This is a genomic window from Microbacterium sp. MMO-10 (genome assembly GCF_037148715.1).
In the GTDB taxonomy this organism is placed as follows: Bacteria; Actinomycetota; Actinomycetes; order Actinomycetales; family Microbacteriaceae; genus Microbacterium.
In genome coordinates this window covers 730,403-749,540 of the sequence record NZ_JBBCSV010000003.1, presented here as the reverse complement: position 1 = coordinate 749,540, position 19,138 = coordinate 730,403, and the positions used below count along the sequence as shown (strand labels likewise).

The 19,138-nt window shown below is 72.9% G+C and carries 17 protein-coding genes; 5 read left to right on the top strand and 12 right to left on the bottom strand.

Features of this window, described 5'->3' with window-relative positions:
* Nucleotides 1-30: 30 nt before the first annotated feature.
* The gene (locus WFJ17_RS12260; protein ID WP_251438573.1) at nucleotides 31-1,143 is read right to left on the bottom strand and encodes a DUF998 domain-containing protein; all 1,113 of its coding nucleotides are present in this window, start codon (nucleotides 1,141-1,143) and stop codon (nucleotides 31-33) included.
* A 110-nt stretch (nucleotides 1,144-1,253) separates the two neighbouring features.
* Between WFJ17_RS12260 and WFJ17_RS12255 the strand changes: the two genes are divergently transcribed.
* Nucleotides 1,254-1,904 carry an HAD-IA family hydrolase gene (locus WFJ17_RS12255; protein ID WP_251438574.1) on the top strand — a complete coding sequence of 217 codons (651 nt, stop codon included), beginning with the start codon at nucleotides 1,254-1,256 and terminating at the stop codon, nucleotides 1,902-1,904.
* On the opposite strand, the gene WFJ17_RS12250 is transcribed toward WFJ17_RS12255, so the two are convergent.
* Complete coding sequence (locus WFJ17_RS12250) at nucleotides 1,891-2,919, bottom strand: LacI family DNA-binding transcriptional regulator (RefSeq protein WP_336648561.1); 1,029 nt, start codon at nucleotides 2,917-2,919, stop codon at nucleotides 1,891-1,893. The two genes, WFJ17_RS12255 and WFJ17_RS12250, sit on opposite strands and share 14 nt — an antisense overlap.
* Nucleotides 2,920-3,076: 157 nt before the next feature.
* Here WFJ17_RS12250 and WFJ17_RS12245 point away from each other — a divergent pair, with 157 nt between their 5' ends.
* Together WFJ17_RS12245 and WFJ17_RS12240 are read left to right on the top strand one after the other, a co-directional pair.
* A complete protein-coding gene (locus WFJ17_RS12245) occupies nucleotides 3,077-4,156 on the top strand; it encodes a C45 family peptidase (protein WP_336648560.1) in 1,080 nt (359 codons plus the stop codon).
* Nucleotides 4,157-4,177: 21 nt separating this feature from the next.
* Nucleotides 4,178-5,524 (top strand): MFS transporter, encoded by a 1,347-nt coding sequence (locus WFJ17_RS12240; RefSeq protein WP_251438577.1) that lies wholly within the window; start codon nucleotides 4,178-4,180, stop codon nucleotides 5,522-5,524.
* Here WFJ17_RS12240 and ptsP read toward each other — a convergent pair.
* Genes ptsP through dhaK form a run of 3 tightly spaced genes read right to left on the bottom strand, consistent with a single transcriptional unit; the run spans nucleotide 5,511 to nucleotide 9,940 of the window.
* Nucleotides 5,511-8,234: a phosphoenolpyruvate--protein phosphotransferase gene (gene ptsP, locus WFJ17_RS12235; protein WP_336648559.1), complete on the bottom strand. Its 2,724-nt coding sequence runs from the start codon at nucleotides 8,232-8,234 to the stop codon at nucleotides 5,511-5,513. The genes WFJ17_RS12240 and ptsP overlap by 14 nt on opposite strands.
* 28 nt (nucleotides 8,235-8,262) lie before the next feature.
* A complete protein-coding gene (gene dhaL / locus WFJ17_RS12230; protein WP_251438579.1) occupies nucleotides 8,263-8,901 on the bottom strand; it encodes a dihydroxyacetone kinase subunit DhaL in 639 nt (212 codons plus the stop codon).
* Between the two features lie 43 nt (nucleotides 8,902-8,944).
* The gene (gene dhaK, locus WFJ17_RS12225; RefSeq protein ID WP_251438580.1) at nucleotides 8,945-9,940 is read right to left on the bottom strand and encodes a dihydroxyacetone kinase subunit DhaK; all 996 of its coding nucleotides are present in this window, start codon (nucleotides 9,938-9,940) and stop codon (nucleotides 8,945-8,947) included.
* 279 nt (nucleotides 9,941-10,219) lie between these two features.
* Here dhaK and WFJ17_RS12220 point away from each other — a divergent pair, with 279 nt between their 5' ends.
* Nucleotides 10,220-11,008 carry an IclR family transcriptional regulator gene (locus tag WFJ17_RS12220; protein WP_336648558.1) on the top strand — a complete coding sequence of 263 codons (789 nt, stop codon included), beginning with the start codon at nucleotides 10,220-10,222 and terminating at the stop codon, nucleotides 11,006-11,008.
* Between the two features lie 41 nt (nucleotides 11,009-11,049).
* On the opposite strand, the gene WFJ17_RS12215 is transcribed toward WFJ17_RS12220, so the two are convergent.
* Complete coding sequence (locus WFJ17_RS12215; protein WP_251438582.1) at nucleotides 11,050-11,559, bottom strand: phosphoribosyltransferase; 510 nt, start codon at nucleotides 11,557-11,559, stop codon at nucleotides 11,050-11,052.
* Nucleotides 11,560-11,721: 162 nt separating this feature from the next.
* Between WFJ17_RS12215 and WFJ17_RS12210 the strand changes: the two genes are divergently transcribed.
* Entirely contained in the window at nucleotides 11,722-12,669 is a 948-nt protein-coding gene (locus WFJ17_RS12210) for a GNAT family N-acetyltransferase (protein WP_336648557.1), read from the top strand.
* A gap of 30 nt (nucleotides 12,670-12,699) precedes the next feature.
* Here WFJ17_RS12210 and WFJ17_RS12205 read toward each other — a convergent pair whose 3' ends face one another.
* From WFJ17_RS12205 to WFJ17_RS12180, 6 genes are all read right to left on the bottom strand, one after another.
* On the bottom strand, nucleotides 12,700-13,158 hold the full coding sequence (locus WFJ17_RS12205; RefSeq protein WP_336648556.1) for a cupin domain-containing protein: 459 nt from the start codon (nucleotides 13,156-13,158) through the stop codon (nucleotides 12,700-12,702).
* Nucleotides 13,159-13,238: 80 nt separating this feature from the next.
* Nucleotides 13,239-15,008 (bottom strand): ABC transporter ATP-binding protein, encoded by a 1,770-nt coding sequence (locus WFJ17_RS12200; protein ID WP_336648555.1) that lies wholly within the window; start codon nucleotides 15,006-15,008, stop codon nucleotides 13,239-13,241.
* The gene (locus tag WFJ17_RS12195) at nucleotides 15,005-15,904 is read right to left on the bottom strand and encodes an ABC transporter permease (protein WP_251438586.1); all 900 of its coding nucleotides are present in this window, start codon (nucleotides 15,902-15,904) and stop codon (nucleotides 15,005-15,007) included. Before WFJ17_RS12195 ends, WFJ17_RS12200 begins: the two co-directional genes overlap by 4 nt.
* Before the next feature lies 1 nt (nucleotide 15,905).
* Entirely contained in the window at nucleotides 15,906-16,907 is a 1,002-nt protein-coding gene (locus tag WFJ17_RS12190) for an ABC transporter permease (RefSeq protein ID WP_336648554.1), read from the bottom strand.
* Between the two features lie 13 nt (nucleotides 16,908-16,920).
* Nucleotides 16,921-18,474, bottom strand: a complete 1,554-nt coding sequence (locus WFJ17_RS12185) for an ABC transporter substrate-binding protein (protein WP_251438588.1) — start codon at nucleotides 18,472-18,474, stop codon at nucleotides 16,921-16,923.
* Between the two features lie 179 nt (nucleotides 18,475-18,653).
* A complete protein-coding gene (locus tag WFJ17_RS12180; RefSeq protein ID WP_295034569.1) occupies nucleotides 18,654-19,133 on the bottom strand; it encodes a hypothetical protein in 480 nt (159 codons plus the stop codon).
* Nucleotides 19,134-19,138 lie beyond the last annotated feature (5 nt).

The window sequence follows — 19,138 nt, the reverse complement described above, 5'->3', positions numbered from 1 at the left end:
CGCAGACGCCGCCCGCCTGAGCGGCATTGCTCAGCTCCGCGCGGCCGCCTCGGCACGGCCGGCGCGCTGCTGATCCCACGCTCCGTGGTCGGCGCCCGCCGTGCGCAGGAACACGATGATCCAGCTGAAGATCAGCACGGCGGCGATCAGCTCGACCGCCGTCAGGTTGTAGTACCCGGTCGCGAAGAACACGCCGAGCAGGGCGATCACGAGCACGTAGATCCAGCCCAGTGCGACGAACACGCGCGAGATCCGGCGCAGGAACCACGGCAACCCGACCACGACCACGGCGAAGCACACGGCCATGCCGGTCGCGACCGTGTTGTGCAGGAGGAAGAAGCGGTCAACGGGGAAGATCCCGACGCACGCGAGCAGGATCCCGATCAGGATGAGCCCCACCCGGACGATCGTGCGCCCGCGCTCATCCCGGGGTTCGGGCACCGGCAGCGCCGCCGTCGCGTAGCGGGCGATCGTGGTCACCATCACCCCCGCGACGATGAGGGTCGTGTTGAACGCCGGGGACGAGGCGTTGCTCGCCATGCCCAGGGCGGAGAGGTTGTCGCGCCACCAGTGTGGGTCCGTCGCCTCGAGCATCGCCGTGAGCGCGCCGATCACGAGGAAGATCGCCAGGATCAGCGAGATCGAGGTGGGGCTCAGCGCGGCCGCGCTGAGGTAGCAGACATAGGCGGTGAGGGCGAGCGCGACCCCGACCAGCACGGCCCCCGGGAACGGGAACACGGGCGCATCCCGGAAGCCCGCCTCGAGGAGGGCGGCAAGCCCGAACAGCGCCAGCAGCGCGACGGCGCCGTGTGCGAGCGCGATCGCCGTCAGCTCGTACCAGCGCAGTCGCTGGCCCGGCGTCGCGAACCCGTCGTTCGCCGCATCCGGATCCTGCTTCTCCGGCGCCTCGGCCGCCTCCATCCGCAGCCCGATGCGCCCCGCGGTGAAGGCCAGCACGGCGACGGCGGCGCCGCCGATCGCGGCGACCATCCCGACCGACCACGGCCCGGTGATCGACAGCGTGCGGTGCCAGAAGATCACGAAGGCCACGAGGAAGCCGAGGACGAGCGCGACCGCGCCGGTCAGCAGGGCGTCCGTCTCGCGCATCTGACGCAGCGTCGCCGTGGCGCGCGCGTCGCGCATCCGCCTGATCAGTCGATCCCACTCGGTCCGCATCCGAGCACCTCCCGTGTCGTGTCCACCCTAAGGGCCGACCGGAGCCGGCCGCGTCTGCCCGCCGATACCCTGGGAGCATGCCTCAGACCTTCCGCGCCCGCGCCGCCCTGCTCGACATGGACGGCACCCTCGTCGACTCGACCGCCGTCGTCGAGCGCCTGTGGCTGGCCTGGGCGCAGCCCCACGGCCTCGACCCCGAGTTCGTCCTCAGCGTGGTGCACGGGCGCCAGGGGCACCAGAGCATGGCGATCATGCTGCCCGATCGCCCGCACGAGGAGAACCTCGCGGAGAACCGCGAGATGCTGGCCCGCGAGAGCGGCGACGTCGACGGCGTCGTGGAGGTGCCGGGCGCCGCCGGTCTGCTGGCGGCCCTGACCGCGTACCCGCACGCGATCGTCACGTCGGCGGACGACCGGCTGATGCGCGTGCGCATGGGCGCCGCCGAGCTCGACGTGCCGGCCGGGCCCGTCACCGCGGAGCACGTCTCCGCCTCCAAGCCCGACCCGGAGGGCTTCCTCCTGGGTGCCAGGCGGCTCGGCGTCGACCCGGCCGACTGCCTCGTCTTCGAGGACTCCGGGGCCGGGATCGAGGCCGCCCGCGCCGCGGGGATGCGGGTCATCGGCGTGGGGGCCGGCTCTGCCGCGCACTCCCCCGACGCCGTCGTCGCCGACCTCACGCACGTGACGGTCACCGCGGACGGCGACGGGTTCGCGGTCACGGTCGACTGACAGAACGCGCGGTCGACCCGCGCGTGCGCAGCACGCTCGCGGTGCGCCGCGGCGTCTCCGCGGGGCGCCCCGCCATCAGCGCCTCCAGGGCGTCCAGCAGCGCGATCCCCGTCTCCCGCGGCGTCATCTCGATCGCCGTGATCGCCGGCCGCGCGCTGCGGGCCTGTGCGGAGTCGGATCCGGTCGCGATCATCACCTGCCCGGGCACGGCAACGCCCGCATCCAGCAGCGCCTGCTCGGCCCCCGCCGCGTGCCGCCCCGTCATGCACACGAGCGCATCGGGCAGGCCTTCGGTCATCAGCCGCGCGGCGATCTCGGCGCCGCCGTCGAGCCCGGTCCGCTCCGGCTGGGCGATGAGCCGCGGCGCCGCGCCGCGCTCCGCGCACCACGCCGTGTACTCGTCGATGCTGTCGAGATTCCACGAGTTCGGATCCGTGCCGTGCGCGAGCACGACCGTGCGGGCCCCCGCCCTCCCGAGGTGATCCAGCAGGCGCCGCATCGCCCCGGCGTCGTCCTCCGACACCCAGTCGACGAAGTCGGGACGCCCCGGCACGCTGCCCTGGGCGACGCAGGGGATGCCCCGTCGTTCGAGCAGCGCCACCACGGCGTCGTCGCGATGCGGGTTGGACACGATGTAGCCGTCCAGGGAGAACGCCAGCGGCGGGATCGGCGTACGGGTGAGATCCGGCACGAGCACCACGCTGAGCCCTCGAGCGAGCGCCTGGGCGGAGAGCTCTCCGGCGAAGCGCATGAACACGTCCACTCCGCTGGGCCGGTAGTCGGCGAGCGCGTCGAGCGAGCGGAAGACCAGGCCGATCGCCCCGATCGACGAGCTGCGCAGCCCCCGCGCCATCGCGTCGGCCTGGTAGCCGAGCTCCTCCGCCACCCCGACGATCCGCGCGCGCGTGGCCTCGGAGAGGGTGCCCTTGCCGTTGAGCGCGTGCGAGACGGCGGTGATCGAGACGCCGGCGCGACGGGCGACGTCGCGGATCGTGATGCCGTGCCCGTGGACCATGCTCGGATGCTACGCGAACCCGACCCGCGATGCGGAACCGCCTCGCAAGGCGCAATGGCCTTGCATAAAACGTTTTACGTACCTAACGTGCTGCGGTAGCACCCGCCGGCGGCCGAAGACGGCCCCGCGCACCGCACAGCATGGACATTGGAGACCGATGCGGCTTCTCACGCTCACCAGCAGCACCACCGACCCCCGCGAGCGCGGGCGGCAGATCGGCGGCGCGCACCCCGACGCCGTCCGGCGCAGCGCCGAGCTGTACCGTGCGCACTTCGCCGCGCTGGGCATCGACCTCGACCGCGCCGATGAGATCGCGCGCCGCAGCCACGACCTGCTGCGCGGCTGGCACGCCCCGCTCGCCGAGGAGTCCGACGCGATGGCCGATGCCGCAGGCGTCGACCGCCTCCTCGTCGCGGCGGTCGGCGCACGCACCGAGATCCTCGCCGCCGCCGAGCCGCAGCGCGAGGGCGAGTGCTCCACCGCGGTGCACGTCCCCGCGACGGGCGCGGCCGAGACCATCCAGACCTGGGACTGGCATGCGGCGCTGGTGCCGTTCGGTCTGCTCCTGGACTACGCCCCGGCAGCGGGACGGCGCGCCAAGCTGTTCACCGAGTTCGGCACGGCGGCGAAGATCGGCGCCAACAGCGCCGGTCTCGGCCTGCACTTCAACATCCTCAGCCACCGGCAGGACTCCGCGGCGGGGGGCGTGCCCGTGCACGCGATCGCCCGTCGCATCATCGACGAGGCCGATTCCGTCGACGACGCGATCGCCCTCGCCTCCTCGGCGGCCGTGAGCGCTTCCACGGTGTTCACGGTGACCGAGCGCGGCGACGACCGCCGCGCGCCGCGGGCGGCCTCCATCGAGGTCTCCCCCGCGGGTGTCGCGGTCGTGGCCCCCGCCGTCGACGGCTGGCTGCTGCACACCAACCACTTCCTCGATGAGGGCCTCGCGGCGGGCGACACCATGCCCGCCGACTCGACCACGGCCGAGCGCTACGCGCACCTCGCCGCCGTGCGCTCCGGCATGACCGGCCTCGACCCCCTCGAGCGCGCCGCAGCGATGTGCGGCGGCGACGGACCCGACGCGGCCGTGTGCATGCGTCCCGAGCTCGACAAGCCCTCCCACGAGCAGTGGGAGACGCTCCTCACGATCGGCATCGATGCCGATTCCCTCCACCTCGACGTCCACCCCGGCACCCCCGCCGACGCCGCCCGTCACGGCATGACCCGCTTCTAGACCCCATCCTCAAGGACGATCATGGCTTCCCTCGACACCCGAGCCCTCGCGCAGCACGCCGCGACGGCGATGCGCACCTTCTTCATCTCCGGCTTCGGCACCGCGCTGGAGTTCTACGACTTCATCATCTACGGCTTCGCCGCGGCGCTGGTCTTCCCGACGCTGTTCTTCCCCTCGGTCGACCACCTCACCGGCACCCTGATCGCCTTCGCGGCCTTCGGGGTGGGCTTCGTCGCCCGCCCGCTCGGCGGCATCGTGATCGGCCATTTCGGCGACCGCGTCGGCCGCAAGTCCATGCTGGTGCTCACCCTGCTCGTGATGGGCTCGAGCACCTTCCTCATCGGCTGCCTGCCGACCTACGCCGCCGTCGGCGCGCTGGCGCCGATCCTCCTCGTCGCGCTGCGCCTCATCCAGGGCTTCGCCGCGGGCGGCGAGTGGGGCGGCGCATCGCTGTTCGGCATCGAGAACGCTCCCGAGAACCGCCGCGGCCTGTGGGGCAGCTTCACGAGCACCGGCATCGGCATCGGCTCGCTGCTGGGCACCCTGGTGTTCCTCGCGATCTCGATCTTCCCCGAGCCGCAGCTGCTGGCCTGGGGCTGGCGGATCCCGTTCTGGCTCGGCGGGGCGCTCGTGATCATCGGCCTGATCGCCCGCCTGCGCATGCCTCAGGAGACCATCGCCGTCGAGAAGGCGCCGAAGGTGCCGCTCTTCGCCGCGATCCGTCAGCACCCGCGTGCGATCCTGCTCGCCATCGGCGTCTCGTTCGGCTACAACACGATCGCGTACATCGGATCCATCTTCACCATCACCTACGCCGAGCAGATCGGCTACACCTCGACCGAGTCGCTCGTGCTGCAGCTGGTCGGATCCGCCGCCTTCATGATCGCGGTCCCCTTCCTGGGCCTGCTGTCCGACCGGATCGGCCGCAAGAAGCTCGTCGGCTGGGGCGCGCTCGTCTACGGCGCGTTCTTCTTCGCGTTCTTCCCGATGGCGGAGGGGCACGTCATGTTCCTCGTGGTGCTCGGCTACATCGGCGTGAACGTCTTCATGGCGATGCCGCAGAGCACGATCCCCGCCTTCCTCGGCGAGCAGTTCTCGAAGGAGTCGCGCTACTCGGCGATCTCGGTGACCTACCAGACGGGCGCCGCGATCGGCGGCGGCACGGCCGCGACCGTCGCCACGGCGATGTTCATCGCCTTCGGCGGCAATCCGATCGGCGTGGGCCTGTACTCGGCGGCGGCGTGCCTGATCCTCGCGCTGTGCGCCCTGGGGCTGCGGGAGACGTTCCGCACGCCGACCGCCGAGCTCGGCGCACCCGTCGCGCGCTCCACCGCGTCGGGCGAGGGGGCCGTGCTCAGCGCCGCGTGAGCGCCGCAGCCGCGGCGGCGCGCGACTCGGCGGCGGTGCCCGCCCCGAGCGCCGCCGTCGCGGCGCGTGCGCAGTCCTCGGCCGTCACCGTCCGCAGCCGCGCCGCCACGCGCGCGAGCGAGCGCGCGGTCATCGACAGGCTCGTGACGCCGAGGCCGACGAGCACGGGGGCGATCGCCGGATCGCCCCCGGCCTCGCCGCACACCCCGACCGGCTTGCCCAGGGCGCGACCCGCGGCTCCCACCGTGCCGATGAGGCGCAGCACCGCCGGCTGCCAGGGATCGTTGAGCGCACCGAGCGGCGCCGACAGCCGGTCAGCCGCCATCGTGTACTGCGTGAGGTCGTTGGTGCCGAGACTCACGAAGTCGACCACGGCGAGCAGCTCGGCCGCGAGCAGCGCCGCGGAGGGGGTCTCGATCATGATGCCCGCCCGTGCGATCCCGGCCGCCCGGCAGGCCGCGACGAAATCGCGGGCCTCATCGACCGTGGCGACCATCGGCGCCATCACCTCGACCTCGGCGCGTTCCGCGGCCGCGGCCTCCGCGATGGCAGTGAGCTGATGAGCCAGCAGGGCGGGGTGCGCCCACGCCGTCCTCAGCCCGCGCACGCCGAGGGCAGGGTTCTCCTCGTCCGCGGCGGTCGCGAACGGGAGCGGCTTGTCGGATCCGGCATCGAGCGTGCGCACCACGACCTTCCGTCCGGCGAACGGCGCCAGCACCCCGCGGTACGCGTCGACCTGCTCGGCGACGGTCGGCTCTGCGGCACGATCCAGGAAGCAGAACTCGGTGCGGAACAACCCGATCCCCTCCGCATGCGCCTCCGCCGCGGCGCGGGCGTCGGCGGCGCCGCCGACGTTGGCCAGCAGGGGAAGGCGCGTCCCGTCGGCGAGCGCGCCGGCGCCGTCGAACGTCGGCGCCTCCTCGTCCACGACGGCCCCGCGCTGCGCCGCGGACGGGTCCGGCAGCACCGTTCCCGCCTCGCCGTCGACGAGCACGATGGTCCCCGCGGCGATCCGCGTCGCGCCCGCGGCGGCGACCACGGCGGGGATGCCCAGCGCCCGCGCCAGGATCGCCGTGTGCGAGGTGGGGCCGCCCTCCTCCGTGACGAGCGCGACGCACGCGCTGCGCCCGAGCGCGGCGGTCTCGGCGGGGGCGAGATCCCGGGCGACGAGGACGAACGGGTCGGCGCGGTCAGGGATCCCCGGGATCTCGTGACCCGTGAGCCGCGCGACGATGCGATCGCGCACGCTGTGCAGGTCCGCGACGCGCTCGGCCATGCGTCCGCCGAGCCCGCGCAGCACGGCCGACTGCGCCTCGGCCTCGTCCCACACCGCACGGGCCGGGGGCACCCCGTCGGTCCTGACGCGCGCCGCGGACGCGCTCGCGAGCTCGGGATCCGCCGCCAGCAGCGCGGTCGCCTCGAGGATCTGCGCCGCCTCGCCGTCGGCATGGGCGGCGGCAGCCCGCAGAGCGGCGGCGACGTCCGCGGCCGCGGAAGGGATCCGCGCCGCCTGCGCCTCCCGCTCATCGTCGGGCAGTCTTTCTGCCGCACCCGGTTCCGCGATCGCCGCGCCGAGCTGCGCGACCGGGCCGATCGCGCGCCCCGGACTCACGCCGAGCCCGCGGAGGATCCCCGGCGCACCCTCCTCCGGGACCACCCGAGCGCTCCCCTCCGGGGTCGTTGAGCGAGCGCCGGCGGAGCCGGAGCGAGACGAAACGCCGTCCCCCGCGAGATCACCGCGTTTCGTCTCGGTCGCGCTCCGCGCGTCCTCGCTCGACGGCCCCGGAGAAGATCTCGTCTCCGTCCCGCTCCGCGCGTCCTCGCTCGACGGCCCCGGAGAAGATCTCGTCTCGGTCGCGCTCCGCGCGTCCTCGCTCGACGGCCGCGGAAGGGGAAGAACGGACACGGCCGGCTCCGGCGCGCCGTCCATCTCGCCGAAGCCGTCGTCGAACAGCGCGGCGACGCGCTCGACCGCACCCGGGGATCCGACGAGCTCGACTTCGTCCCCGCGCCGCGCCCCGAAGGCCAGCAGGCGCATCATGCTCGATGCCGGGACGGGATCTCCGTCGGGCAGCAGCCGCAGCAGCAGCCCGGAGTTCCCCGCCGCCTGGGCGATCATGGCGGCCGGACGCGCGTGCATCCCGGCGGGGTTGCGCACCGGGACGACGCGCACCACGGCCCCCTCGGGCCGCGAGACCGCAGACGCCGGCGCGCTCGCGTCGAGCCCGCCCGCCTCGGGCGTGCTCCCCTCGCGCTCGGGGCCCCCCGACCCGGCCGGAGCCTGCGGCTCGTCCTGCAGCTGCGCCGCCTTGGCGACCAGCGCGTCGTCCGCCTCCCCGGCGACCTCGTCCAGCGACGCCCCCTGCGCCGCGGTCACGACCGCCGCGAGCAGCCCCTCCACGAACGGGGCGGAGGCGAGCCGCACGGGTACATCACTGGACCGCAGCTCGAGCGCGAACTCGGCGCTCATCACGGCGGATCCCAGATCCATCAGCACCAGCACGCCGTCGCAGGACGCGGCCAGCCGATCGATCGCACCGGCCACGCGCGTCGCGTCGGTGCCCAGGATGGGCGAGCCATCGGCGTCCTCGCCCGCTCCCGCGGCCAGCTCGACGGCCACCGCACCACCGGGCACCATCTGCACGGCCAGCTCTCTCGCCGCCTCAGCCAGGCGCAGGCTGTGCGATACGGCGACGATCCCGATCCCCATCAGCGCATCCCTCCCCCGCCGGCCTCGATCACCCGGCGAGGGCCGCGGCCAGCGTCTCGAACAGCAGGGTCATCGACGCCGACCCCGGATCCATGTGCCCGGCGCTGCGCTCCCCGAGATAGCTGGCCCTGCCCTTGCGGGCGACGAGGTCGATCGTCGCGTCGCGGCCCGCGGCGGCCGCCGTCGCCGCAGCCGCGGCAGCCGCCGCGGCCGAGTCTCCTGCGGCCAGCGCCCGGTCCATCGCGTCGATCGCCGGGGCCGCCGCGTCGAACAGCGTCTTGTCCCCCGCCTCCGCCTTGCCGCGTGCCACGATGCCCTCCAGGCCCGCGCGGAGTCCCGCCGCGAGCGACGCCGGCTCCACCTCCGACACGGCGCCGAGCGTCGCCCCCAGACGCAGGAAGAACGTGCCGTAGAGCGGACCGCTGGCGCCGCCGACGGTCGAAACGAGGGTCATCCCCACGGTCTTGAAGAGCTCGTCCGCGGTCGTGGGCGCCGTCTGCGCCGCCTTCTCCGCCGCCGCGGTCATGCCGCGCGCCATGTTGGCGCCGTGGTCGGCGTCGCCGATCGCGGAGTCGAGCTCGGTGAGCCAGTCGCGCTGGGCCACGACCGCGTCGCGGAAGCGGTCGAGCCAGTCGACGAGGACGGTGAGCGGGATGGTGTTCGACATGCAGGTGATCTCCTTCGTTCGGGAGCGCGTCAGCGGATGAGGGTCAGGCGCCCCAGCGCAGGCCGGGGGTCACGACCGGCGCGTCCCACAGCCGGATGAGCTCGTCGTCGGCGCCGAGCACGGTCACGGAGCAGCCGGCCATGTCGAGGGAGGTGATGTAGTTGCCGACCAGATTGCGGGCGACGGTCACGCCGGCCTTCTCCAGCAGGGCGGCCACCTCGCCGTACATGAGGTAGAGCTCGATGAGCGGCGAGCCGCCCATGCCGTTGAGCATCACGATCGCCGGGGATCCGGTGAAGTCCCGGTCGGCGAGGATCGGCTCGACGAGCTGGGCGGCGATGTCCTTCGCGGGGGCGAGCGGCACGCGGTGCCGGCCCGGCTCGCCATGGATGCCGATCCCGATCTCCATCTGGTCGTCGGGAAGGTCGAACGTCGGCTTGCCCGCTGAGGGCACCGTGCAGCTCGTCAGGGCCATGCCCATCGACCGCCCCTGCCCGTTCACGCGGGCGGCGAGATCGGCGACGGCGGCGAGGTCCTGCCCCTCCTCGGCGGCGGCCCCGACGATCTTCTCGAGCAGCACGGTGAGCCCCACACCGCGACGGCCCGCCGTGTAGAGCGAGTCCTGCACCGCGACGTCGTCGTCCACCACGACCGAGCGCACCTCGATGCCGTCCATCGCCGCCAGCTCGGCGCCCATCTCGAAGTTCATGACGTCGCCCGTGTAGTTCTTCACGATGTGCAGCACGCCGGCGCCGCGGTCGATCGCCTTCGTCGCCACCTGCATCTGGTCGGGGGTGGGCGAGGTGAACACCTCTCCCGCGCAGGCGGCGTCGAGCATGCCGGTGCCGACGAAGCCGCCGTGCAGCGGTTCATGGCCCGATCCGCCTCCGCTGAGCAGACCGACCTTGCCCTGCGCCTTCGGCGTCGCGCGCAGGATCACGCGGTTCGCCAGATCGACCTCGAGCTCCGGATGCGAGAGCGCGAGCCCTCGCAGCGACTCTGCGAGCACGTCCTCCGGGGCGTTGATGAGCTTCTTCATCCTGCGACCTCCTCGTTGCAGTTCACGCAGCACCGTTGCCGTGCAATCGGCGCCGTCACCGCCCGGTGGCACCGGACGGGTGGATCCGTGTCCGATCCGCACTCCGTCCTCCTGCGGCGGCGGCCGGGTCGGGAAACCCCTTGCGTGCCGCACGACCGCACTCCAGAATCGGAATACATTTCGTTAATGTCGAATATGCGATGAGGATGTCGGATTGTCAAGGATCCGCCGGCCGAATCGCGCCGCCGTCGCCACAGCCGTCGAGGAGGAGCCGCACCGATGATCCAGGCGATCGATCGCGCCGCGAAGGTGCTCGAGCTGCTGCAGGGCTCGCACCACCTCGGCATCACCGACCTCGCGACCGCGCTGCAGCTGCCGCCCTCGACGGTGCACGGGATCGTGTCGTCGTTGCGCGAGCACGGCCTCGTCGCGAAGGAGCGCGGCGGCCAGCGGTACATGCTGGGCCCGACGCTGCTCAAGCTCTCGAGCGTCTACCTCGACTCGCTCGACGTACGGGCGCGGTCGCTGCGCTGGACACAGGAGCTCGCGCGCCGCACCGGCATGGCCGTGCGCCTGGGCGTCCCGCACTTCACCGAGGTGCTCGTGGTCCACCACACGCTGCGCCCCGACGACAGCCCGCAGATGCTGGAGACCGGTGTCGCCCTGCCCGCGCACGCCTCGGCGATGGGCAAGGTGCTGCTCGCGCACGATCTGGGCCTGCAGAGCGCGGTGTTCGCCGAGCCGCTCGCGAGCCTCACCGGCGACACCGTCACCGACCCGGCGGTGCTGGCCGCGACCCTTCCCGGGATCGCGGAGCACGGCTTCGCGACCGAGACGGATGAGGCCGTGCTGGGCGAGTCCTCGCTGGCATCGCCGGTCGCGGACGCGCGCGGCGACATCGTCGCCGCCGTGGCGATCGTGTTCCCCACGGCCGAGGGGCCCGCCCCCGACGCCGCGCTGCACGCCCTGCGCGACACGGCGCGCAACATCTCCCGCGAGCTCGGCGCCACCACCTGGCCGCCCCCGATCGCACCCCCAGACGACCCCACAACCGAGTCGTCCCCCTGAGCACGGCCTCTGGCTCGTGCTCAGGGGGACGACTCGAGGGATCAGGCCGTGGGCGGCAGGCCCAGGTCCTCTTCGCGCACCGTGCCCTTCGCCGACCACGGGAAGTCGATCCAGCGATCGGTGTCCTTCCAGGCGTAGTCGGGCTGGATGATCGTGGTGGGCTTGGTGTAGATCGTGACCGAGCGCACGTCGGCGCCCTTGTCCTTGAGCAGCTGGACCGCGAGGGCGAGCGTGCGGCCCGAGTCGGCGACGTCGTCGACGAGGAGCACGCGGCGGCCGTTCAGGTAGTCCATGTCGAGGGCCGGAGGCAGCACCTCGGGGGCGTCGAGCACCGTGCCGATGCCCGTGTAGAACTCGACGTTGATCGCGCCGCAGTTCTTCGCGCCGAGGCCGTACGCGATGGCGCCGGCCGGCAGCAGCCCGCCGCGGGCGATCGCGACGACCACCTCGGTCTCGAACCCCGAGTCCAGGATGTTGCGGGCCAGATCCCGCATCGCCTCGCCGAAACCGTCCCACGTGAGCACTTCGCGCTCGATCGCCGCATCCGTCATGGATCCATTCTGCCGTGCCCCGGCCCGGATCCGCGCCCCGGCCGCACCGCCGCCCCGTCCCGCAGGCGTGCGGCGGTGCGCAACGGCGCCGCACGGTGGGTCAACTGCTCCGGCAGCGGCGTTCCTAGGCTGGGAGCGACTCGACGCCGAGAGGATCCGCGCATGGACATCACGATCGGACACAACGCCCGGCAGCGCCGCTTCGATCCGCTGCTCGCCGATGCCCCGGCCCTGGACGCCGCCGATCCCGCCTACCTCGAGGCCGTCGACGAGCGGGGCGCAGCCGCCGGCGTGGCCCGCTTCGCCGCGTTCGACGCCGCGTCCCCCGACGCGGTCTGGGGCGCCCTGCGCCGTCACGAGCTCGATCTGCGGGTGGCGGGCGAGGATCCGGCCCCCGCACTCGGCCGGATCCTGGATCAGTGGCTGCAGGGCCTCGCCGAGCGGGAGCGCCCGGGAGATGCGGACAGCTCGGCCCGGGTGAACGTGCCCTCGCGGGACATCGCGCTGGTGCGGGCGCTGACCGAGCGCGGCTTCTCGCCCAACGGGATCAGGGCCGTGCGGCCTCGGCCCCGCGGGACCGCGGCCGCAGCTCCCGTCCTGCCGATCGCGCTCGACGGCGGCCGGGTGCGCATCGCCACCGTCGACGACGCGCCGGCGCTGGGCGCCCTCGATGCGCGGCTGCTCGCGCTCGACGCGCACTTCGCGAGCGTGACGGAGCGCCCGGGTGCGGCCGGCATGTTCGCCGAGGCCTACCGCAGCCGGCTGCGCGCGGCTCCCGACACCACCTGGGTGCTGGAGCGCCCGGGCAGGATCACCGGCTTCGTGCACGTCATGCCCGACGCGGCATCGCCCGAGCCGGGCACCCTGGCCCTCGCCGACTCGGGCGGCCAGTACCTCGTGGTGATGTACCTCGACGAGTCCGAGCGCGGCTCCGGCACCGGTGCGGCGTTCTGCGAGATCGCGCATGCGCTGCTCGACGCGTCCGGGTCCCCGTACACGCTGCTCAGCTACGCGGTCGCCAACCCCCGCTCCGGGCCGTTCTGGTCGCGCATGGGCTACCGGCCGATCGTGACCGAGTGGCAGCGCCGTCCCGCGGTGCTCGCGGTCTGAGCCGCCTCGGTCACGATCGGCCCGCGCGGCTCACTCGTCGTCGGCCTCGTACTCGGGCCCGAGGAACAGCGAGATGAACCGGAACGGGCGCTCGACGCTCTCCCAGCCCAGCGGGCAGTGCACGGTGCCGCGCGGGATGAAAACCGACCCCGTCGTGGTGAGCACGTGCCGCTCGCCGTCGATCTCCATCACGAGCCGGGCGCCGAGATCCCTGGGGTTCTCGGGATCGTTCCCCATCCAGATGAGCACCTCGTCGTGGTCGCGGTGCACGTGCGGATGCACCCAGGTCGCGGCCTCGTCGCTGGGGGTGATCCAGCAGTAGCCCATGTGCACCTGCGACTCCGGCACCTCCGCCGGTCGCATCAGGCCGTACGGATGCCCGAGGTTCGCGGGCACGTCGGCCTTGTCCCGTACCGCGTCGCCCTCGTACGTGAACGACTCGCTGCTGTCCCAGAGCTCCTTCACGAAGAGCCTGTCGTGCGCACCCATGCTGTTCTCCTTCTCCTGGTCGGGTCTTCCTCCTCCGGATCCGATCCGCTGGCGCCGATCGGATCCGGAAGTCCTGCGTCTCAGCCCGCAGCGGCGAGCGGCACATCGAGCACGTCGGCGAGCAGCGCCGCGGTGTACTCGTGCTCCGGGTGGTCGAGCACGCGATCCGTCGCGCCCTGTTCCACGACCGTGCCGCCGCGCAGCACGGTCACCGAGTCGGCGAGGCTGCGCACCACGGCGAAGTTGTGCGTGACGAAGAGCATGCTGAGCCCGTCGGCCTGCAGGCCGCGCAGCAGCTCGACGATCGCGGCCTGCACGCTGACATCGAGCGCGGAGGTCACCTCGTCGCAGATCAGCAGCCTCGGATCGCTCGCGAGGGCGCGGGCGATGGCCACGCGCTGGCGCTGCCCGCCGGAGAGCTCCCCGGGGTAGCGGTCGGCGACCGCCGCCGGCAGCTCGACCCGCTCCAGCAGCTCGGCGACCCTGCCGCGCCGGGCGCGGGCGCCGAGCCCGGCGAAGTACCGCAACGGCACGCCGATGCTCCGGCCCACCGTGGCCCTCGGGTTGAGCGAGGCGTACGGGTTCTGGAACACGTACTGCACCTCGCGCCGCTGCAGGGCGTCGCGCCGTCGCGCCGCGGGAGCGAGGGCGGCGCCGTCCAGCAGCACCTCTCCGCCGGTGCGCTCCCGGAGGCCGGCGATGCACTGCGACAGCGTGCTCTTGCCCGATCCCGACTCCCCCACGACGGCGACGCACTCGCCGGGGCGCACCCGCAGGTCCACGTCGAAGAGCACGGGGCGGCGCCCGTACGCGGCGGTGAGGCCGCGTACGGCCAGCAGCGCGGCATCCCCGGGCGCAGCCTCGGCACGCGGCGCCGCGACGCGCACGGTCCCGGCGGCGCCGAGCTCCTCGGCGCGCAGGCAGCGCACGGCCGTGCGCCCGCCGGGGGCGTCGAGGGCGACGAGCCGCGGCGCCGCGCTGCGGCAGGCGTCGGTCGCGAAGCCGCAGCGATCTGCGAACCGGCAGCTCTGCCGGGGAGGGGCGGGGGCCGGCGCGCGGCCCGGGATCGCCTGCAGCCGCAGGCGCACCCGGCTGTCCGGCACCGACCCGAGCAGGGCGCGGGTGTAGGGGTGCCGCGGCGCGAGCACGAGCCGCGCCGCGGATCCGGTCTCGACGACCTGCCCGGCGTACATCACCGCGACCTCGTCCGCCACGTCGGCGATCACCGCCAGGTCGTGCGAGATGTACACCGCGGCCATGTCCCGGCTGCGGCACAGCTCGGCGACGAGGGCGAGCACCTTCGCCTGGGTCGTGACGTCGAGGCCGGTGGTCGGCTCGTCGAGCACGAGCACGTCGGGCCGGCCCACGATCGCCATCGCGATGCCGACCCGCTGCTTCTGCCCGCCGGACAGCTGCCCCGGCCGGCGCTTCAGGAACGCCGCGTCGGCGGGCAGGTCCACGGCCCGGAGCACCTCCGCGATGCGCTCCCGACGCTCCTCGGCACCGGCGGTGATCGCCTCCTCGAGCTGGGTGCGCAGTGCCAGCGCCGGGTTGAGGGCCGCGGCCGGATCCTGCGGCACGTAGGCGATGAGACCGCCGCGGGCACGGCGGCGCTCGCGGTCGCCGAGCGCGAGCATGTCCACGTCGCCGATCCGCACCGAGCCGCCCGTGATCCGGGCGCCGGGACGCGCATGCCCGAGCAGGGCAAGCGAGAGCGTGCTCTTGCCCGAGCCGGACTCGCCGACGACGCCGAGCACCCGGCCCGGCTCGACCCGCAGCGAGGCGTCGTCGACGAGACGACTGCCGTCGGAGAGCTCGACCCGGAGGTCCTGCACCACGAGTGCGCTCATCGCGCGGCTCCTTCCGTGCGCGCCACGACGCGGGCGGCGCCTTCGGCGATGAGGTTGCCGCCGACCGTGAACAGCACCACGCAGAGCACGGGCGCGACGACCGCCCACGGCTGGCCTGCGAGCCCGTTGCGGTTCTCGCTGATCATGAGACCCCAGTCGGGGGTCGGCGGCTGGATCCCGTAGCCGATGAAGCTCATCGAGGCGAGGATCCCGACCGCCCACATCAGGCGCATGCCGAGCTCGACCATGAGCGGCGAGACGAGGTTGGGCACGATCTCGCGCGCCAGGATGTGCCGGGTCGGCACTCCCGTCGCCCGCGACCAGCGCACGAACTCGCGATCGACGAGCGGGATCGCGGCTCCCCGCAGCACGCGGGAGACGCCCGGGGTGAGCCCGATCGCGACGAGCGCGACCAGCAGCCACGGCTCCGGCCCGATCACCGAGACGAACAGCAGGGTGAACAGCAGCGCGGGGAAGGCCAGCAGCACGTCCATGAAGCGCATCAGCACCACGTCGACCGCGCCGCCCGCGTAGGCGGCGCCGACCCCGACGAGCGCGCCGAGGAGCACCGCGAGCAGGGCGGCGCTCGGCGCCATCCAGGCCAGGTTCACACCGCCGGCGAGCACCCGCGAGAGCACGTCGCGGCCGAGGTAGTCCGCGCCGAACGGGAGGCCGGCGCCGGACGGTGCGAACGGACGCGCGATCGTGCGCGCCGGATCGTTCGGCGCCACGAGCGGGCCGAGCAGCGCCACGAGCAGCATGGCCACGATGAGCACGAGGCCGGCCCGCACCTGGCCGGAGCGCAGCAGGCGCGGCCCACGGCGCGCCCGGCGCTGCGGCACGACGGCCGCGGCCGCCTCCGCCGCGGCGGCCGCGATCGGGATCTCGATGGCCATGTCAGCCCCTCCCGCCCACGCGGACCAGATCCGCGACGAAGTTGAACACGAAGTAGATCGCGGCGATGATCAGCACGATCGCCTGGATCATGGGGATGTCGCGCGCCCCGATCGAGCGCAGCAGCAGCACGCCCATCCCCGGGTAGTTGAAGACGTACTCGGTGACCACGACGCCACCGACCGTGAACGCGGCGACCAGGCTCGCGGCCGGGATCGCGGGCGCGAGCGCATTGGGCAGGGCGTGCACCAGCAGGATCCGCCAGCGTCCCACGCCCTTGAGCTCGGCCATCTCGACGTACTCGCTGCCGAGCACGTCGATCACCGCCGCGCGCACGAGCCGGCCGAGGTACATCACCCCGCCGATCACGAGCGTGAGCACCGGGAGCACGAGCTTGGCGGGCTGATCCCAGGGGTGCGAGCCGATCGGGATGATCGAGACGGCGGGGAGGATCCGGAACACGGTCGTGCCGAACAGGAAGACCAGAAGCGTGCCGATGATGAAGTCGGGCAGCGCGTTGGCGACCATGGATCCGCCGAGGAAGGCGCGGTCGAACCACCCGTCGCGGTACCGGGCGGCGAGCACGCCGACCAGCAGCGACAGCGGCAGGATGATCGCCACCGCGACGGCGGCGAGGAACAGGCTGTTGCCGAGCGGCGCGGCGAGGATCTGCACGACCGGCCGGTCGCCGGCCAGCGACATGCCGAAGTCGCCGTGCAGCACGCCGCCGAACCAGCGGCCGAACTGCACGAGCACCGGGTCGTTCAGGCCCAGCTGCTGCGACAGCGCGTGCACCCGCTCGGGGGTGGCGTGCGTGCCGAGCAGCACCGTTGCGGCGTTGCCGGGCATGATCTGCGTCGCGAAGAAGACGCACACCGCCACCAGCAGCAGCGTCACCACCGCCTGGACCAGCTTGCCGGCCGCCGGCCCGACCCACGCCAGCGGGCGGCGGGGAAGGGCCGGCAGCGTCGCCAGCAGCTCGGTCGTGCTCATGGTCGTCGTCACCGGCCCGTCCTGCTCAGTCCGTGACCGTGACGCCGGCGAAAGACTCCGACGTGTGCCCGTAGGGGTCGGTGTGCAGGCCCTTGACCCGGGCGGAGTGCGGGGTCAGGTCCTTCGGCAGGGCGGGGATGATCGACGGCGAGTCCGCGTACTGCACGGCCTGCAGCTTCGCGATCACGGCGCACTGCGCGCTCGCGTCGGTGGTGTTGAACAGCTCGGTGGCGAGGTTCGCGAAGTCGGCGTTGTTCCAGTGCGAGGCGTTGTCCTGCCCGTCCGGGAGCAGGTGCCCCGGCATGCTCGTCAGGTAGGACGATCCGACCAGGTTGACGACGAACGGCCACTGCAGCCACTTGTCCAGCAGGGATCCGGTGTCCATCGTCTTGACGTTCACGGTCACGCCGATCTGCGCCGCGTCCTGGTTGATGAGCTGGGCGACCTCGGTCATGCCCTGGAACGCCCCGTCCGTGACGAGGTCGACGGTCAGGTCCGGCTTGCCGGCCTCGGCGAGCAGCTGCTTGGCCTTCTGCAGGTCCTGCTTCCGCTGCGGGAGGTCGGGGGCCGGGCATCCGCTCGCGAGATCGACGTCGTTGCCGACCTTCGCATAGCCGTTGTAGGCGGTCTCGACGACCGCGTCGCGGTCCACGATCAGCTGCAGCGCCTGGCGCACGCGCGGGTCGTCGAACGGCGCCACGTCGGTGCGCATGTCCAGCGTGAGATGGGTGGCGCTGTCGCTCTCCAGGAACTGGATGCCCGCCGCCTTGAGCGCGTCGACGTTCGACAGCGGCACCGCCGAGGTCAGGTCGATCTGGCCGCCCTGCAGCGCGTTCACGATCGCCTGCTGATCGGCGAAGAAGTACACCTCGAGCTTGTCGAAGCCGGGCTTCTCGCCCCAGTAGTCGTCGAAGCGGGTCAGGCTCGCCTGCTGGTTCGGCTCGAAGGATCCGACGGTGAACGGCCCGGTGCCGTCGACCTTCTTCTCGGTCGAGGTCTTGCCGATCATGGCGAGCTGCTCGTACGCCCAGGCGCTCGGGAAGATCCCGTACGGCTTGCTGAGCGTGAACTCCACCGTGAGGTCGTCGATCTTCTTGACCTCGTCCGGCGACACGAAGGACGAGATCTGCGTGATCGCGCCGAACGAGTCCTTGAGCTCGAACATCTTCCTGATGCTGAAGATCACGTCGTCTGCGCCGAAGGTCGCGCCGCTGTGCAGCGCGACGTCCGGGCGCAGCTTGACGGTCCACACGGTGTTGTCGGCGTTCGGGGTGAACGACTCCGCGAGCCCCATCTGCAGCACGCCCTTGTCGTCGAGGCGGGTCAGCGTGTCGAGGGTGTTCAGCCAGATCGCGCCCTCGCCCGCGGTGCTCTGCGCGACGTACGGGAACAGCGTGTCGTTGACGCTGCCGACCAGGCCGAGGTTCAGCGTGCCGGTCCCGGATCCGGCGGCGCCGGAGGGTCCAGCGCCGGATCCCGGGGAGGAGCAGGCGGCGAGCGCGGCGACGACGACCGCGGCGGTGAGGCCGGCCCCGAGACGGCGGGCGAGGCGACGGGAGCGGGATGGGGATGCGGACACGGTGTCTCCTTCGAACGGTGCCTGACGCGCTCGGCGGTGAGCGCGCGAAAGCGATCCTTCGGGCCGGATCGCGGGCCTGATGCGGTGCGGCGCCGCGGGCGCCGATGTTTCCGGACGACGCGGCGACCGGGGGACGCGGGCACCGTGCGACGGAGCTGGATCCGCCGCACGGCCCGCAGTCAGGCGCCGGCCCTCGCGTCCTCGTCCGCGCGGCGATGCGAGGCGTAGTCCGGGCTCAGCGTGATCGCGATGAACGTGAACGGCCGGTCGACCTTCTCGAAGCCGAGGGGGCAGTGGTAGGTGCCCTTCGGGATGTAGACGGCGCCGGTGGTGGACACCAGGTGGCGCTCCCCCTCGATCGTCATGTACAGGTCGCCGCCGAGCTCGCCGGGGTTCTCCGGGTCGTTGCCCATCCACACGAGGATCTCGTCGAAGTCGTCGTGCACGTGCTCGTGCACCCAGAAGGTCTCCTCGCCGATCGGCATCACCCAGCTGTAGGCCCCGAAGACGGTCGAGGCCGGCACGTCGAGCTGACGCATGATGCCGTACGGCACGCTGAGGTTCGGCGGCAGCGTCTCGCCGCCCGCCTCCCCCTCGTTCACCATGTCGTCGGCAACGACGTTCATGTCGACGATGAACAGGTCGTCATAGGCGCCCATGATGC